Below are 16,193 nucleotides of genomic sequence, written 5' to 3' on the forward strand. Positions count from 1 at the left end.
GAAACAATTATGAGCGCGATCATCCGCAAGATCGTCACCGTCGTCGAAGAGACGCAGATGGAGATGGGCCGTCAGGTCTCGCCGCCGACGCGGCGTGCGGCGGCAATCGCCGTGATCGAAAATCCCTTTGCCGGAAAGTACGTCGAGGACCTTTCGCCGCTGATCGCGATCGGCGAGGAGCTTGGCGAACTGCTGTCGAAGCGTGCGGTGGCAGCGCTCGGCATCGACGGTTCCAAGGCGCAGAGCTACGGCAAGGCCGCGGCCGTCGGCGAGAACGGCGAGCTGGAGCATGCAGCCGCGATCCTTCACCCGAAGATGGGCGCGCCGGTGCGCAAGGTGCTGAGCAAGGGCGCTGCGCTGATCCCGTCGTCGAAGAAGCGCAGCGGTCCCGGCACGACGCTGGACATTCCGCTGGGCCACAAGGATGCAGCCTTCGTGCGCAGTCATTTCGACGGCATGGAAGTTCAGATCAACGACGCGCCGCGCGCCAACGAGATCATGGTCGCGGTCGCCGTCACCGACAGCGGCCGTCCGCTGCCGCGCGTCGGCGGGCTGACGGTTGCGGAGATCAAGGGCGAAGACGGTTTGAAATAGAACATGATCCGGAGAAACGGGCACAGGTTCTCCGACAAGATCATGCCGACGACGTAGAGAGTTCAAAACTGGAGGTTGGGATGCGAGCAGGAAACACTTTTGTCGGCGCGGCCTTCGCGCTTCTGGCGGGCGGCATGGCTCATTCGGCCCTGGCGCAAGATATCAAGATCGGCGAGATCAACAGTTATTCGTTGCTGCCGGCGTTCACCGAGCCTTATCGCAAGGGTTGGCAGCTCGCGGTCGAAGAGATCAACGCGGCCGGCGGTATCAACGGCAAGAAGCTGGTCGTCATCTCCAAGGATGACGGCGGCAAGCCGGCGGATGCGCAGACCGCGGCCAACGAGTTGGTGTCGAGCGAGGGCGTGGCGATGCTGACAGGTACGTTCCTGTCGAACATCGGTCTCGCAGTCAGCGACTTCGCCAACCAGAAGAAGGTGTTTTTCCTGGCGGCCGAGCCGCTGACGGACGCCGTCACCTGGTCGAAGGGCAACAAATACACTTTCCGACTGCGCCCTTCCAATTACATGCAGGCGGCAATGCTCGTTGAAGCAGCCAGCAAGCTGCCGGCCAAGCGCTGGGCGACGATCGCGCCGAACTATGAATACGGCCAGTCCGCCGTCGCGGTGTTCAAGAAGCTGATGTCGGAGAAGCGGCCTGACATCCAGTGGGTCGACGAGCAGTGGCCGCCGCAGGGCAAGATCGACGCGGGTCCGGTGGTGCAAGCCGTTGCCGCGGCCAATCCCGAGGCGATCCTCAACGTCACCTTCGGCGCCGATCTCGTGAAGCTCGTGCGCGAAGGTAACACCCGCGGCCTGTTCAAAGGACGCGAGGTCGTCTCGTTCCTCACCGGCGAGCCCGAGTATCTCGATCCGCTCAAGGAGGAGACGCCCGAGGGCTGGATCGTCACGGGCTATCCCTGGTACTCGATCAAGACGCCCGAGCACGACGCGTTCCTTAAGGCCTATGAGGCCAAGTACAACGACTATCCGCGCCTCGGCTCGATTGTCGGTTACCAGACCATCAAGTCGGCAGCGGCGATCCTGGCGAAGGCCGGCTCGACCGATCCGGAGAAGCTGATTGCGGCCGCGGAGGGCCTGTCGATGCCGTCGCCGTTTGGCGAGATCACCTTCCGCAAGATCGATCACCAGTCCACGCTGGGTGCCTATGTCGGCAAGACCGCGCTGAAGGACGGCAAGGGCGTGATGGTGGACTCGTCTTACAAGAAGGGCGGAGACTATCTGCCGAGCGACGCCGAAGTCGGGAAGCTGCGTCCGAAGGATTGATGCAAAGAGAGACCGGGCCTCGTGGTTCGAGACGCGCGGCGCTGCCGCGCTCCTCACCATGAGGATCCCGGACCTCATCCTGAGGAGGCGCGTAGCACCGTCTCGAAGGATGTAGCCCCAATACCGAGACTTACGCTCAACCCGGACCGCCAATGGCCTTTTACGTCGTACAGTTTCTGACCGGTCTCGCCAGCGCAGCATCGCTGTTCCTGGTGGCGTCGGGCCTGTCGATCATCTTTGGCGTGACGCGGATCGTGAATTTCGCGCACGGCGCCTTCTACATGATCGGCGCCTATATCGCATTCACGCTCACCGAGCGCCTGTCGGGGACGTTCGGCTTCTGGGGCGGGATCGTCATGGCGGCGCTTGCCGTGGCAGTGATCGGTGTCATTGTCGAGATGGTGCTGCTCCGGCGCATCTATCACGCACCCGAACTGTTCCAGCTGCTCGCGACCTTCGGCCTGACCTTGATGGTCGAGGACCTCGTCGTGCTGATCTGGGGTCCCGATGATCTCGTCGGCCGCCGCGCGCCCGGCTTCAGGGGGGCGATTGATTTCTTCGGCCAGCACATCCCGAGCTATGATTTGTTCCTGATCGTGCTCAGCCCGGTGGTGCTCGGCATTCTCTGGCTTTTGTTCCAGCGCACACGCTGGGGCGTGCTGGTGCGCGCGGCGACGCAGGACCGCGACATGGTCGCAGCGCTCGGCGTCAATCAGAAATGGCTGTTCACGAGCGTGTTTGCAGTCGGCGTTTTCCTCGCTGCGGCGGGTGGTGCGCTCCAGATCCCGCGCGATGCCGTGCATCACGCGATGGATTTGCGCATCATCGTCGAGGTCTTCGTCGTGGTCGTGATCGGCGGTCTCGGCAGCATCATCGGCGCCTTCGTCGCGGCGGTGCTGGTGTCGGAACTCAACGCCTTCGGCATCCTGATCTTTCCAAAAATCTCCATCATTCTGGTCTTCCTGGTGATGGCCGCGGTGCTGATCGTGCGGCCCTGGGGCCTGTTCGGCAAACCGGAGGCCCCCGCGCGCAAGACGCCGGGTCTCACCGTCAATCCCTGGCGGCCGCTGACGTCGAATGAGCGGCGGGCTGCGCTTGCAGCGCTCATCGTGGCGGCAACGCTGCCGTTGTTCGCCGGCAACTACGCGCTCACCGTCGGCTCCGAGATCGCGATCTTCGTGATCTTCGCCGTCAGCTTGCATTTCTTGATGTCGGTCGGCGGGCTCGCGTCCTTTGGCCACGCCGCCTATTTCGGCCTCGGAGCCTATGGCGTCGCCTTTCTCGCCAAGATGGCGGGGCTGCCGATGATCGTGTGCTTGTTGCTCGGGCCACTGCTGGGCTGCATGGGCGCCGCCGTGTTCGGCTTCTTCGCGGTGCAGCTGTCCGGCGTCTATTTCGCGATGCTCACGCTCGCCTTCGCACAGATCGTGTGGTCGATCGCATTCCAGTGGGTGAGCGTAACAGGCGGCGACAATGGCATTCTGGGCGTCTGGCCGGAAAAATGGGCGGCCAGCCCATCGAATTTCTATTGGTTGTCGCTCGGCGTTGCGGCGCTCGTCACGATCGCGCTACGGGCCATGGTGTTCTCGCCGTTCGGCTACGCCCTCAGGGCGACACGCGATTCGGCGCTGCGCAGCGAGGCCATCGGCGTCAACGTCAAGCGGATGCAGTGGACGGCATTCGTGATCGCGGGCACGACTGCCGGAATCGGCGGCGCGTTGTTCGCCTACCTGAAGGGCAGTGTCTTCCCGGACAATCTCGGCATCTCGCTCTCGGTCGATGCGCTGGTCATGGTGCTGCTGGGCGGCGTCGAGACAGTGTCGGGTGGGGTGATCGGCGCCATCGTCTACAAGGCTTTGAACATCTGGCTGATCAGCCAGACCGACCTGTCAAAACTCGTGCTCGGCGGCTTCATCGTTCTGATCGTCGTCGTCTTCCCCAAGGGCATCGTCGGCATGCTGGAGATGCTGGCGCAGCGCCGCGGGAAGACATCGCCACCGGGATCACCCTTGCTGGCCAAGCCGATCGAGTCCGCCGAATGAGTGTCGCCCCCCCACTTCTCGCGGTCGAAGGTCTCACCAAATCCTATGGCGGCGTCCACGCCGTGCGCGGCGTCTCGTTCTCGCTGCGCGCCGGCGAAATTTTGGCGCTGATCGGACCGAACGGCGCGGGCAAGAGCACCTGCTTCGACATGCTCAACGGCCAGAACAGGCCTGATACTGGTCACGTACGCCTGCTTGGCGAGGACACCACCGGCAGGAAGCCGCGCGAGATCTGGCGGATGGGCGTCGGCCGTACCTTCCAGATCACCGCGACCTTCGCGACCATGACGGTGCGCGAGAACGTGCAGGTCGCACTGATCTCGCACGGGAAAACAACTGTTCAATCTCTGGGGATCGGCCCCGAGCTACGACCGCGGCGAAGCCGGCCGCCTGCTCGAGCTGGTCGGCATGGGCGGTTATGCGGACCGCCCTTGCGGCGAGCTCGCCTATGGCGACCTCAAGCGGCTCGAGCTTGCGGTGGCGCTGGCCAACCAGCCGAAGCTGCTGCTGATGGACGAGCCGACGGCCGGCATGGCGCCGCGAGAGCGCGTCGATCTGATGCGGCTGACCGCGCAGATCGCGCGGGAGAAAGCTATCGGCGTGCTCTTCACCGAACACGACATGGACGTGGTGTTCGAGCACGCCGACCGCATCATCGTGCTCAATCGCGGCACGCTGATCGCCGAGGGCTCGCCGGCCGAGGTGCGCGGCAATCCGCAGGTGCAGGCGGTCTATCTCGGCGAGGGCCTGCTTTACGATGCCGGGCATCGCGAGGGAGCATCAGCATGAAGCTCACGGTGCAGGACCTCAACAGTCATTACGGCCCGGCCCATATCCTGTTCGACATCGGCTTCGAGGTCGGCGAGGGCGAGGTGGTGGCGCTGCTCGGGCGCAACGGGGCCGGCAAGTCGACGACGTTCCGCTCGATCGTCGGCCTCGTCGCGCAACGTAGCGGACGCATCATGTTCGAAGGCAGAGATGTCTCTGCACGTCCTACACATGAGATCGTGCGGGATGGGCTTGGCTACGTTCCCGAAGAGCGGCGCATCTTCACTGATTTGACGGTGGAAGAGAATCTCGAAGTCGGCCGTCAGCCGAAGCGTCCGAACGCGCCGCACTGGACCCGCGACAAGTTGTTTTCGCTGTTCCCAAATCTGGGCGAGATGAAAAATCGCCCGGGCGGCCGCATGAGCGGCGGCGAGCAGCAGATGCTCACCATCGCACGCACGCTGATGGGCAATCCGTCGCTGGTGCTGCTCGACGAGCCCTCGGAGGGCCTGTCGCCGAAGATCGTGGAGCAGATGGTCGAGGCCATTCTGACCATGAAGGAAGGAAGGCGTCGGTATCGTCGTCTCCGAGCAAAATCTGCATTTCGCGCGGTTGATCTCCGATCGCGCCTATATCATTGAGCGCGGCCGCATCTGTTTCGGCGGCACCATGGCCGAGCTCGACGCGCGTCCGGACATCCGCGATGCGCATCTGTCGTTGTGAGGGGCAAGGGGAGCTGATGGCGAGAAGTGTCGCGGTGAAGAAGGGCGTCAAACCGGCAAAGCCCTCTTACGTGCTCGATGAGCAGGTCGGCTTCATTCTGCGCCAGGTCTGGCAGCGCCACAGCGCGATCTTCTCTCGCGAGATCGGCACCAATATCACGCCGACGCAATGGGCTGCGCTGTCGAAGCTCGTAGAGACCGGACCATGTTCGCAGAACCAGCTCGGACGGCTGACGGCGATGGACGTCGCGACCATCAAGGGCGTGATCGATCGTTTGACGGCGCGCGGATTGACCGAGACGAGCCAGGATCCTGAAGACGGGCGGCGGCTGCTGGTCAGCCTGACGCGCGCCGGGCAGCAACTTGCGGAGAAAGTAGCGCCGAGCGCGCTCGCGATCACGCGGGAGACGCTGGCGCCGCTCGACGCCAAGGAGCGCGAGATGCTGATGTCGCTGTTGAACAGGCTGCGGTGAATTCGGTCTCGTGGGCAAAGGCGCGCTTGCGTCGTGCCCACCACGTCTGCAGATTTCAAGCGTTTAATGGTGGGTACGCTCCGCGTTGCCGACCTACGGCACTAACGCGCCATAAAGCAACCAACGGCATTGCCGTAGACATTGATGTCGATCAGCGAACCATTCTTGCGTAGGAGGAGAAAGTATTCGTCGAGCTTGGAGCTGTACGCCAAGCAATGGTTGCGTCAGTCGTCGGCGACGATGACGCAGCGGTCGTTGCCGACGGTGGTCCAATAGGGATTAACCAATGCGGATCTGACGAAGCTGGTCGGCAATCCACTCAGGGCTCTTTGGATTGCCGATCTCTACGCCCGAGTAGGGGTAGACGTAATTGTTGATTTCGTCAGATACGCGCTTTGACGCAATTTCCCGAGGTCGATCGACATTACTTCCCGACCACGTCCGGCACTTTCCCCGCCGGCGGGGTGTTGCGGCTGCGCTGGGTGCGCACGATGCCGTCGATGATGGTCATGCCGATGCCGGGGAGGTCGCCGAGCTGGATGCTGTCCAGAATGTTCTTGCCGGCCGAGTGCTGCGCCTTGTCCATGATCACGAAGTCGGCGGAACGGCCCACTTCGATGAGGCCGCAATCGAGCTCGCGCATCCGCGCGGTGTTGCCGGTGGCGAGACAAAAGGCGAGCTCGGCCGGCAAATCGCCGAGCGAGGACAGCATCGAGACCATGCGCAGAATGCCAAGCGGCTGCACGCCGGAGCCGGCCGGCGCGTCGGTGCCGAGGATGACGCGGTGCAAATCGTTCATCTCGCGCGCAATGCGCAGCGTGAACAGCGCCGAGCGCTCATTGCCGTTGTGCACCAGTTCGAGGCCGCGCTTGCAGCCCTCGCAGATGCAACGGATCTGGTCGTCGGGAAGGGCCGTGTGACCGCCATTGATATGGCCGACCACGTCGGTGTCGGCCTCCAGCACCACGTCCTTGTCAATCAGGCCGGAGCCGGGGATCGAGGGGCCGCCGGTGTGGATCGTGCTCTGGATGCCGTATTTGCGGGCCCAGCCGACCATTTTTCGCGCTGTAGGGCCGTCCTTGACGCCGCCCAGGCCCACTTCGCCGAGCAGCTTGACGCCGGCTGCGGCCAATTCCTTGAAGTCCTCCTCGACCATCTCGCATTCGATCACGGGCGCGCCGGCATGAACCTTCACGCCGCCTGGCCGCAGATTCCAGAATGCGCGCTGGGCGAAGATTGCCATCGCCTTGAGGCCGACGACGTCGCGCGGCCGGCCGGGCATATGCACTTCGCCGGCGGAAATCATCGTGGTGACGCCGCCATGCAAATTGCTGTCGATCCAGCCGATCTGGTTCTGGCGAGGCGTCCAGTCGCCTGCAACCGGGTGGACATGGCTGTCGATCAGTCCCGGCGCCACCGTGGTGCCGTTGGCCTCGACGATGGTGGTGGCGCCTTCGGTGTTGAGGTCTTTGAAGCGGCCGATCGCGGTGATCCTGCCGTTCTCGGCGACGATGGTGTCGCCGTCCAGGATCGGCTTTTCCAGCGCGCCGGACAGGATCAGGCCGATATTTCGGATCACGAGCTTCGAGGGTCCGGTGGCCTGGGGTGCGTCATGCGCCATGGAATGGGTCCTTATCCTTAACTGCAACGCTCCCGATCTTGGGCAGCCTTGACCGTGGGATCAAGCCGGATTATTCATTAGTATACAAATGATCGTGTACAAACGACGCATAGCTGACCGCCTCGGAACCGCACGGAAGCGCCACGGAAGGGTGAGATGAGCAATTTCAATCAGGAAAGCGTTTTGAACGTCCACCACTGGACCGACACGCTGTTCTCTTTCAAGACCACGCGCAGCCCGACCTTCCGCTTCCGCAACGGCGAGTTCACCATGATCGGGCTCAAGGTCGGCGAGAAGCCGCTGCTGCGGGCCTACAGCGTCGCCAGCGCCAATTACGAGGACACGCTGGAGTTCTTCTCGATCAAGGTGGCGGACGGCCCGCTCACCTCGCGGCTTCAGCATTTGAAGGAAGGCGACGAGATCATCGTCAGCCGCAAGGCCACCGGCACGCTCGTGATCGACAATCTGGAGGAAGGACGAAACCTCTATTTGATCGGCACCGGCACGGGGCTTGCGCCGTTCCTGAGCGTGATCAAGGATCCCGAGACCTACGAGCGATTCGAGAAAGTCGTGCTGCTGCACGGCTGCCGGCACGTGAAGGAGCTCGCCTATGGCGAGATGATCACCAAGACGCTGCCGAACGACGATCTGATCGGCGAGTACATCCGCGCTCAGCTGATTTACTACCCGACCGTGACCCGCGATCCTTTCCGCAACCGCGGCCGCATCACCGACCTCATCACGTCAGGCAAGCTGTTTGCCGATATTGGCCTGCCGGCACTGGAAGCCGCCCACGACCGCGTCATGATCTGCGGCAGCCCGGCGCTGGTGGCGGATACCCGCGTGCTCCTTGGCGAGCGGGGCCTTGTTGAGGGCAATCACGGCGAGCGGGCCCAATTTGTGGTCGAAAAGGCCTTCGCCGAGCGCTAGGCCCGGGATTGTCTCGCAATAAGACCGTAGTTCCGCCGTCGGGAGCCCGTTGCGGCGCCGATTCGGCACGCGATACACTGTGGGAACGAATCAGCGGAGTTCCCACATGGTTGCGGACAGCGACAGCAACATTGCCTGGCACCGGGTTCAATTGAAGAAGAATCGCGCCGAGCTGAAGGCGCTTGAGACCGCGCGCTTCACGATGGGCGAGATCGCAGCCTCGAAGCGGAGCGGCCAGACTCAGAAGGCGATCGGGGAACTCAAGCGCAAGATCGCGCAATCCGAGCGCGCGGTCGCCGATCACGACAAGCGCACGCGCCGTCCGCTCACCACCGACCTGCAAAGCCTCAGCAACGGCAGCTGGAGCAATTGGGACGCCTACTCCAATCAGCGGCAGCGCAAGGCTGGGCCGCGCTCGCCGGAACGACGATAGGCTTTTCGTCCCCGTTCCATCTATAAGGACAAGCTGGTCTCGGTTCCGCCCTCTGTCCGGGCGGTGCGATCTCGCAGGCTCGTTGCCGCAGATTGCCGCATCTCCAGTCGATCGGCCAACTCCCGCTCTAAGTCTCGCCCGGAACAGGTCCGACCGGCTCGACGTGTCGTCGCGCGCCGCGGTTAAGGATCTGGCGTTCCCTTGCCGGATTTCCTTGCCGGATCGTAACGCGATGTCATGCATTCGACAGGAACGGCTAGCGGCGGCCTCTGTTGTTACGACATCACGAATGCAGGAAGCCGACGATGAGCAACAAGCAACCCAAGCTCTACACCCCGAGCGAGAAAGACGTGCACGAAAATCCCCTGATCGGCGCATCCAAGGGTGTGACCATGGCTGGCGCGTCGCCTGAGGATTTCGAGGAGATCATAGGCGAGAACACGATCCAGGGTGATCTCGAAAACGACGTCAACGCGGTCGGCGGCATCGACAAGAACGTCGCGCGCGGCGGTTCCCATCGGCCTCGTCGCTGACGACTGGAGGTACTATGCAAGGCAACAAGACGCATGAGCAGCAGCTGCGCATCCTCGAACGGAAGCCGGACGTTCCAGATCAGCGTGAGCTCGACAAGGCGATCGGCCAGAACCCCGAAAATAACGCCGTCCATCACGTCAATCGGCAAGCGCGACAGAGCGAGTTCCCGGTGAGCCGGGGTGGTCTCAACCAGGAGAGCGACCACAACAAGCACAACGATGCCGGCCAGAGCGGCCACAAGCCACCGAAACCGACACCGGCACAAGAGAAGCACTGAGCCTCAGGGTCGATCAACGCAAGACGCAAGAGGAGAGACCGATGCCAGGTGGGCATGGCAGCAAGACGCATTTCAGATCGGGCATGCATGGCAAGGGCGACGGCACGGGTGCCTTCACCGAAGTCCCGAAGGACAAGATCGGCGACAACATGGTGCTATCCAACCGCGACAAGGCACAGCACTCGGACATTCGCGGCATGGACGGCAAGTCCATCCAGACCGACCAATATCAGGATCACTCGGCCAACCGGCTCGCGGGCGAGGATGAGGATAAAGAGGGCGAGGAGCCCTAAGCGAGACATTCCTCCCGAGCAACTTGCGGACCGGTTTTTCAACCGGTCCGTTTTTTTGTCGATGCCAGGTCGCGTTCCCAGCCGAACACGGAACGGCCGTCGAGATCGGGCGAGGCCGCGCGCTCTCCGGCGATATAGGCTTCGACCGATGGCCCGCGTGCGGTGCGCTCCAGCCGCCGCGCTTGGTCGTCGAGGCGCTTGATCGCCTGCATCTCTTCCTCGCGTCCGAGCTTTGCGTTCTGGATCGCACCTTTCAGCACGCGAATGGTCTCGTCGTAGACCTTGATCGGGACAGGGTAGGGATGCCGGTCCTTGCCGCCATGGGCGAGCGAGAAGCGCGCAGGGTCGTTGAAGCGATAAGGCGCGCCGTGCACCACCTCGGCCACCATCGCCAGCGAGCGCACGGTACGCGCACCGACGCCGGGCGTCAGCAGCAGCTCCGGAAAATCGACCGGGCCGCGCTCGGCGGCGGCTGCGAGTGTGCCGTGCAGGCGGCGCGCGAACACGTCCTTCGGCCGTACGTCGTGGTGGGCTGGCATGATCAGGTGCGGCAGCATCGCCTGCGCGGGCTCGGACCCAGTCCCGGTGAGTCGCTCGAATTCGCAGACGATGCGATCCGGGCCGAGATCGCTCAGGAGTTCGAGCTGCGCAGTGCGCGAGACATCGGCGCGATGGTCGGTGAGATTAACGATCTCGCCTTGCAGCGGCCCGTCGATCGCGCTGTGCGGCGTGTCGACAAAACTCTTCAACGCCTCGGAATGCCAGTGATAGCGGCGGGCCTGCCGCTTGTCGCCGTTCATGCCCTGCTGCACCACGGTCCATTTGGCATCGGCGGTGACGAAGAAGCCGTGCAGATAAAGGTCGAATCCGTCCTGGACCGCGGCGCTTTCAACCTTCGCCACGAGGCGACTCGCACGCGTGAGTTTCGCGCCGTCGAAGCCGACGCGGTCGCCGAGCTGCAACAGCTCGTCCGGCGTCTTGCGCGAATGCTGGCCGCGACCGCCGCAGACATAGATGCCGAGCTCGTCCTGAAGCGGTCCGAGCCCGCGCTTCAACGCGCCGATCACCGAGGTCGTGATGCCCGAGGAGTGCCAGTCCATTCCCATCACGGCGCCGAACGACTGGAACCAGAACGGATGCGAGAGCCGCTGGAGGAATGCGTCACGGCCATAATGATGCACGATCGCCTGAGTCACGATCGCGCCCAGTGAGGCCATGCGGCTCGCAAGCCACGGCGGAACCCGTCCGTTGTGAAGAGGAAGATCAGCGCTGCCGGTACGTCGAGTCATGATTGCCTAGAAATAGCGCAGTTCGGTGACGATTGCACCTAACCCGACTTCGCGCGCGAACACGCGCTAAGGGGATGTTGCATTGCATTGAGCTATTGGCGCGTGGCCTTCGTGGCGCCGCGCAAGCCTGCCTGCTGCTGAATCGTGTCGAGCGCGCCGGACGACTGCTCGTCCGTCACGAAGCGGTTGAGCAGAGGCAGCGCCTCCTCGCGTCCTTTGGGGATCGCGATGGCCATATGCTCGGCGCCCCAATTGCCGTCGAGGATTTTCGCACCCGGCATCTGGTCGGACAACTCGAACAGCGTGGGCTTGTTGGTGGCGTAGAGATCGATCTCGCCGCGGCCGAACATGGCGATGGCAACCTTGACGCTTTCAGCGGCAACGATGGTCGCGTTCTTGAATTTCGCCGGCAGCGTGCGCTCGGAGGTCGAGCCTTTGGTGACGCCGATCTTCACGCCTGGCTTGTCGATATCCTCGACCTTGCCGATTCGGCGAGTTCGCCGGCACCAAGAAACCGAGCTCGATCGCCAGCACGGGCTGGCTGAAGCTGACCTCGTTGGCGCGGGCCGGCGTGGCATTGGTCACGGTGAAGTCGACCTGGCCGTCATGGATCGCGGTGACGATGCCGGCAACGCGCTGGAACCTGACATAGTCGATAGGAACGCCGAGCCGTTTTGCCAGCTTGCCGCCGAGATCGTAGGCGAGGCCGTGCGACGTGCCGGCCGCGTCTGTTACCATCGAGGTCGGGCTGCCTGGATAGATGCCGACGCGCAACGTTCCGGTTGGCGCCAGTAGTTTTGCTTCACCGTCGGCGTGCGCAGGCGCGCCGAGCAGGCTGATGATAGTAACCGCGAGCAAGGCTGAGCGGGCAAGGTGTCCGGACGAGGTCCTCATATGATGAGCCCGCCTCACTGCGCGCGAATGTCGGCGGCCTTCAGCACCGGCTCCCATTTGGTTGCCTCGGCGTGCATGTAGGCGTCGAAATCCTTGGACGAGGAGCCGACCGGGGCGGCGCCGATCTTGCCGAGCGTCGACAGCACGTTCGCATCCTGCAGCGCCGCCTTCAGATCGGTCTCGAGCTTCGCCACGATCTCCGGTGGCATTTTTGCCGGGCCAAGAACGCCCCACCAGACCGAAACATCGTAACCGGATACGCCGGACTCGGCGACAGTCGGAACATTGGGGAGCGCCTTGGAGCGTTCCGCCGAGGTCACCGCGAGCGCGCGCACCGGGCCGCCTTCGATCTGAGCGATGGCTTCCGCAAGGGGATTGATACTGAGCGGGATGTCGCCGGCGATCACTGCGGTCAGCGCGGGCGCGCCGCCCTTGTAGGGGATCGCGACGATCTTGGTGCCGGACATGTGTTTCAACAGCTCACCGGCGAGATGCGCCGAGGTGCCGTTGCCGGACATGCCGTAGGAGAGCTTGTCCGGCTCCTTCTTCGCCGCAGCGAGCAGATCACCGAGCGTCTTGTAGGGGCTGTCCTTGGCGACGACGATCGCGAGCGGCGAGGAGGCGACCTCGGTGATCGCGGTGAAGTCCTTGAACGTGTCGTAAGGCACGCTTGGATAGATGAACTGGTTGAGCGGATGACCACTCGCGACCAGGATCAGCGTGTAGCCGTCAGGCGCGGCCTGCGTCAGTGCCTGCGAGGCGACGATGCCGCCGGCGCCGGGGCGATTGTCGACCACAGGCTGTTGGCCCCAGGTCTTCGCCAGCGCCTGGCTCAGCGTGCGCGCGAGCACGTCGACCGCGCCGCCGGCCGCGTAAGGGACGAGGATGTGAACCGGCTTGCTCGGATAATTGTCAGCCGCCTGCGCGGCGCCGCCCGCCAGCAGCAGACCGGCACCCAGCATCAAGCCGCCGATCTTCTTGTTCAAACCCAGCATTTTCCAGCACTCCATTGCGGGCGTTCGCGCGCTGACCGTCGCTCTTTCGAGCCGTCCGGACGCCGCCCATGGTTCTTGTTGACGAGACCTGATCTTTTGTACGATAGTACAAATCACATGCTACGCAAGCCCACCAGCAAGGAAACGGCCCGCAAGCCGAACATGCGCGAGGCGATCCTCGCCGCGGCCGAGGAGCTGTTCGCCACCAACGGCTTCAATGCCGTATCGGTGCGCGATATCGCACAGGCCGCCGGCGCCAATCCCGGCAGCGTCACCTATCATTTCAAGACCAAGGACGGCCTGCTGCTGGAGATCTACCGGCGCCATTGCGGGCCGATGAATTTGCGTCGTTCCGAACTGCTCGCAGCCGCCAGGCGCGTGCGCGATCTCCAGGATCGGCTGGAAGCGGTGGTGCGGGCCTATGTCGCGCCGGCCTTCACCTCGGGCAGCGATCTCGCCGGGGGCGGGGCGCGGTTCACGCGGCTTCGCGCGGTGATGTCTGCGGAGGGCAACGAGGTCACGCGCAAAATCATCGCGCAGACTTTCGACGACACCAGCCACGCCTTCATCGATGCGATCCACGACAGCCTGCCGCACGTTCCGCGCACCGACATCGTCTGGCGCAGTCACTTCCTGCTCGGTGCGCTCTATTACTCGCTGGTGACGCCGGATCGCGTCTCGCGCCTGTCGCGCGGCGAGGCCGACGGCAACGATGCCGCCAGCGCCATCGAGCAATTGGTGCAGGCCACGGTGGCCGCGTTCCAGGCGCCGGCGCTCGATCAGGCCGCGCCGGCACGGCGACGACCGGTCGTCAGCAGCAAGACTTGAAGACGCGGTCTCGTTCGGCGGTTTATCTGATGGCAATGATGTACACGCCGACCATTCCGCCGCCCGACCCGAACACGCGCACGCCGAAGTTCAAGCTGCCGAAGCTGTCTTGCGACGCACATTGCCACATCTTCGGTCCCGGCGCGAAGTACCCTTACGCGCCGGACCGCTCCTACACGCCGCCGGATGCGCCGATCGAGGATTTCCGCGCGCTGCATGCTCAGCTCGGCGTTGAGCGTGCCGTCATCGTCAATGCCAGTGTGCACGGCACCGACAACACGGTGGCGCTCGATGCCATCGCGCAGAGTAACGGCGCCTATCGCGCGGTCGCCAATATCGACGACACCATCACCGAGCGCGGACTTCACATGCTGCACGAGGGCGGCTTCCGCGGCTGCCGCTTCAATTTCGTCCGCCATCTCGGCGGCGTTCCCGACAAGAGCGTGTTCAATCGGGTCATCGCGATGGTCGCGCCGCTCGGCTGGCACATCGACCTGCATTTCGACGCGATCGACCTGCCCGAATATGCCGACATGCTGGCAAAGCTGCCGCTGAGCTACACCATCGACCATATGGGACGGGTGAAGGCATCCGAAGGGCTCGATCAAGTGCCGTTCAAGATCCTGATCGAATTGATGCAGCGCGACGAGAAGTGCTGGGTCAAGATCTGCGGCTCGGAGCGGGTGTCCTCCAGCGGTCCGCCCTTCACCGACGCCGTGCCGTTCGCGCGAAAGATCGTCGAGACCGCGCCCGATCGTGTCATCTGGGGCACCGATTGGCCACATCCAAATGTCAAGGCGATGCCGAATGACGGCGATCTCGTCGATTTGATCCCGCTGTTCGCGCCGGAGCCGGAGTATCAGCAGAAGATCCTCGTCGACAATCCGGCGCGCCTGTTCGAGTTCGACCAATGACGGCGCTAGCGATCGACAAGCCGCGCGGCCGCGCCTGGTGGAAGGAGCTCTGGATCCAAGTGCTCATCGCCATGGCGGCCGGCGTTGCGCTTGGGATCGTCAATCCCGAGGCGGGCGCCAAGATGCAGCCGCTTGGGGACGCCTTCATCAAGGCGATCCGCATGCTGATCGCGCCGATCATCTTCTGCACCGTCGTCCATGGCATCGCGCATATGGCCGACATGGCCCGTGTCGGGCGCGTCGCCGTCAAGGCGATCGTCTATTTCGAGGTCATGACCACGATCGCGCTGATCATCGGCCTCGTGGCGGTCAACCTGCTCAAGCCCGGCGTCGGCATGAACATCGATCCCGCCAGCATCAATGCCAGCGCGATCGAGCCCTATGTCAAGCAGACCGCCGTGATCGGCTTCGTGCCGTTCCTGATCAACATCGTGCCGGCGACCTTCATCGGCGCCTTTGCCGAGGGCAACATCCTCCAGGTTCTGTTCATCTCGGTGCTATCAGGCTTTGCGCTGGTGCAGCTCGGCGAGCGGGCCGCGGCGCTGGTCAATCTGATCGACATCGCTGCCAGGATGGTGTTCGCCGTCGTCGGTTTCGTAATGTGGGCGGCCCCGATCGGCGCGTTCGGCGCAATTGCCTTTACGGTCGGCAAGTTCGGCGTCGGCTCGCTGGCATCGCTCGGCAAGCTGCTGGGCGGCTTTTATCTCACCTGCGTGATCTTCATCATCGTGGCGCTCGGCCCCGTTGCGCGTCTCTGCGGCTTCTCGCTCCTCAAGCTGATCCGCTACATCTGGGAAGAGTTGCTGATCTGCATCGCCACGACATCGTCCGAGACGGTGCTGCCGCGGATGCTGACCAAGCTGGAGAAGGCCGGCTGCGAGAAGAGCGTGGTCGGGCTCGTGATCCCGACCGGCTATTCCTTCAATCTCGACGGCACCTGCCTCTATCTCGCCGCCGCCTCGGTGTTCCTGGCGCAGGCGACCAACACGCCGCTCGGGCTCGCCGAGCAGATCGAGCTGCTCTTGATCCTGCTCGTGACCTCCAAGGGCGCGGCGGGAATCGCGGGCGCCGCCTTTGTCGTGCTGGCGGCGACCCTGTCGGCTACCGGCAGCATTCCCGTGACGAGTGTCGCGCTGGTGCTCGGCATCCATCGCCTGATGTCGCAGGGGCTGACGCCGACCAATCTGATCGGGAACGCGGTCGCGACCATCGCGATTGCCAAATGGGAAAGCGCGCTCGATGGCGAACGCCTGAAGCGCGTGCTCGACGGCGAGGAACCCGCCGCCGCTGCTTGAACTGATGA

At 63.7% G+C, this 16,193-nt stretch carries 17 protein-coding genes and 2 pseudogenes; 14 read left to right on the forward strand and 5 right to left on the reverse strand.

Features of this window, described 5'->3' with window-relative positions; all coding sequences use genetic code 11:
• The first annotated feature begins 9 nt into the window (after positions 1 to 9).
• The 6 genes and pseudogenes from ACVWW3_RS07600 (at position 10) to ACVWW3_RS07625 (ending at position 5,882) form a co-directional block, all read left to right on the forward strand.
• Positions 10 to 594, forward strand: a complete 585-nt coding sequence (locus ACVWW3_RS07600; protein ID WP_247345560.1) for an amino acid synthesis family protein — start codon at positions 10 to 12, stop codon at positions 592 to 594.
• 80 nt (positions 595 to 674) lie between these two features.
• Entirely contained in the window at positions 675 to 1,877 is a 1,203-nt protein-coding gene (locus ACVWW3_RS07605; protein ID WP_456650435.1) for an ABC transporter substrate-binding protein, read from the forward strand.
• 152 nt (positions 1,878 to 2,029) lie between these two features.
• Entirely contained in the window at positions 2,030 to 3,919 is a 1,890-nt protein-coding gene (locus ACVWW3_RS07610; protein ID WP_456671925.1) for an ABC transporter permease, read from the forward strand.
• A pseudogene (locus ACVWW3_RS07615) lies at positions 3,916 to 4,708 on the forward strand (ABC transporter ATP-binding protein). Before ACVWW3_RS07610 ends, ACVWW3_RS07615 begins: the two are co-directional and overlap by 4 nt.
• A pseudogene (locus ACVWW3_RS07620) lies at positions 4,705 to 5,410 on the forward strand (ABC transporter ATP-binding protein). Before ACVWW3_RS07615 ends, ACVWW3_RS07620 begins: the two co-directional pseudogenes overlap by 4 nt.
• 16 nt (positions 5,411 to 5,426) lie before the next feature.
• Positions 5,427 to 5,882 carry a MarR family winged helix-turn-helix transcriptional regulator gene (locus ACVWW3_RS07625; protein ID WP_247345576.1) on the forward strand — a complete coding sequence of 152 codons (456 nt, stop codon included), beginning with the start codon at positions 5,427 to 5,429 and terminating at the stop codon, positions 5,880 to 5,882.
• A 424-nt stretch (positions 5,883 to 6,306) separates the two neighbouring features.
• On the opposite strand, the gene ACVWW3_RS07630 is transcribed toward ACVWW3_RS07625, so the two are convergent.
• Entirely contained in the window at positions 6,307 to 7,503 is a 1,197-nt protein-coding gene (locus tag ACVWW3_RS07630) for an amidohydrolase family protein (RefSeq protein WP_456650433.1), read from the reverse strand.
• Between the two features lie 156 nt (positions 7,504 to 7,659).
• On the opposite strand from ACVWW3_RS07630, the gene ACVWW3_RS07635 reads away from it, so the two are divergent.
• From ACVWW3_RS07635 to ACVWW3_RS07655, 5 genes are all read left to right on the forward strand, one after another.
• Positions 7,660 to 8,433, forward strand: coding sequence for a ferredoxin--NADP reductase (locus ACVWW3_RS07635; protein WP_456650432.1), 774 nt, complete (start codon positions 7,660 to 7,662; stop codon positions 8,431 to 8,433).
• Positions 8,434 to 8,539: 106 nt separating this feature from the next.
• Positions 8,540 to 8,866 carry a hypothetical protein gene (locus ACVWW3_RS07640; RefSeq protein WP_247345589.1) on the forward strand — a complete coding sequence of 109 codons (327 nt, stop codon included), beginning with the start codon at positions 8,540 to 8,542 and terminating at the stop codon, positions 8,864 to 8,866.
• 305 nt (positions 8,867 to 9,171) lie between these two features.
• Positions 9,172 to 9,399, forward strand: a complete 228-nt coding sequence (locus tag ACVWW3_RS07645; RefSeq protein WP_456650431.1) for a hypothetical protein — start codon at positions 9,172 to 9,174, stop codon at positions 9,397 to 9,399.
• Positions 9,400 to 9,413: 14 nt separating this feature from the next.
• Positions 9,414 to 9,677, forward strand: a complete 264-nt coding sequence (locus ACVWW3_RS07650; RefSeq protein WP_247345596.1) for a hypothetical protein — start codon at positions 9,414 to 9,416, stop codon at positions 9,675 to 9,677.
• A gap of 41 nt (positions 9,678 to 9,718) precedes the next feature.
• Entirely contained in the window at positions 9,719 to 9,970 is a 252-nt protein-coding gene (locus ACVWW3_RS07655; protein ID WP_354069727.1) for a hypothetical protein, read from the forward strand.
• 38 nt (positions 9,971 to 10,008) lie between these two features.
• Here the strand turns inward: ACVWW3_RS07655 and ACVWW3_RS07660 are convergent, their stop codons facing one another.
• The 4 genes from ACVWW3_RS07660 to ACVWW3_RS07675 all read right to left on the reverse strand — a co-directional run bounded on the left by ACVWW3_RS07660 (position 10,009) and on the right by ACVWW3_RS07675 (position 13,148).
• Positions 10,009 to 11,259, reverse strand: a complete 1,251-nt coding sequence (locus ACVWW3_RS07660) for a DUF763 domain-containing protein (RefSeq protein ID WP_456650430.1) — start codon at positions 11,257 to 11,259, stop codon at positions 10,009 to 10,011.
• 92 nt (positions 11,260 to 11,351) lie between these two features.
• Entirely contained in the window at positions 11,352 to 11,714 is a 363-nt protein-coding gene (locus ACVWW3_RS07665; protein WP_456662660.1) for a hypothetical protein, read from the reverse strand.
• Positions 11,632 to 12,153: a transporter substrate-binding domain-containing protein gene (locus ACVWW3_RS07670; RefSeq protein ID WP_456671926.1), complete on the reverse strand. Its 522-nt coding sequence runs from the start codon at positions 12,151 to 12,153 to the stop codon at positions 11,632 to 11,634. Before ACVWW3_RS07670 ends, ACVWW3_RS07665 begins: the two co-directional genes overlap by 83 nt.
• Positions 12,154 to 12,167: 14 nt before the next feature.
• On the reverse strand, positions 12,168 to 13,148 hold the full coding sequence (locus ACVWW3_RS07675) for a tripartite tricarboxylate transporter substrate binding protein (RefSeq protein WP_456650429.1): 981 nt from the start codon (positions 13,146 to 13,148) through the stop codon (positions 12,168 to 12,170).
• 117 nt (positions 13,149 to 13,265) lie between these two features.
• On the opposite strand from ACVWW3_RS07675, the gene ACVWW3_RS07680 reads away from it, so the two are divergent.
• The 3 genes from ACVWW3_RS07680 to dctA are packed head-to-tail and all read left to right on the forward strand — an operon-like array spanning position 13,266 to position 16,185.
• On the forward strand, positions 13,266 to 13,976 hold the full coding sequence (locus tag ACVWW3_RS07680) for a TetR/AcrR family transcriptional regulator (protein ID WP_456650428.1): 711 nt from the start codon (positions 13,266 to 13,268) through the stop codon (positions 13,974 to 13,976).
• Between the two features lie 29 nt (positions 13,977 to 14,005).
• On the forward strand, positions 14,006 to 14,890 hold the full coding sequence (locus ACVWW3_RS07685) for an amidohydrolase family protein (RefSeq protein ID WP_456650427.1): 885 nt from the start codon (positions 14,006 to 14,008) through the stop codon (positions 14,888 to 14,890).
• Positions 14,887 to 16,185: a C4-dicarboxylate transporter DctA gene (gene dctA / locus ACVWW3_RS07690; protein ID WP_456650426.1), complete on the forward strand. Its 1,299-nt coding sequence runs from the start codon at positions 14,887 to 14,889 to the stop codon at positions 16,183 to 16,185. Before ACVWW3_RS07685 ends, dctA begins: the two co-directional genes overlap by 4 nt.
• Positions 16,186 to 16,193: the final 8 nt, after the last annotated feature.

The organism is Bradyrhizobium sp. LM2.9 (assembly GCF_054056555.1).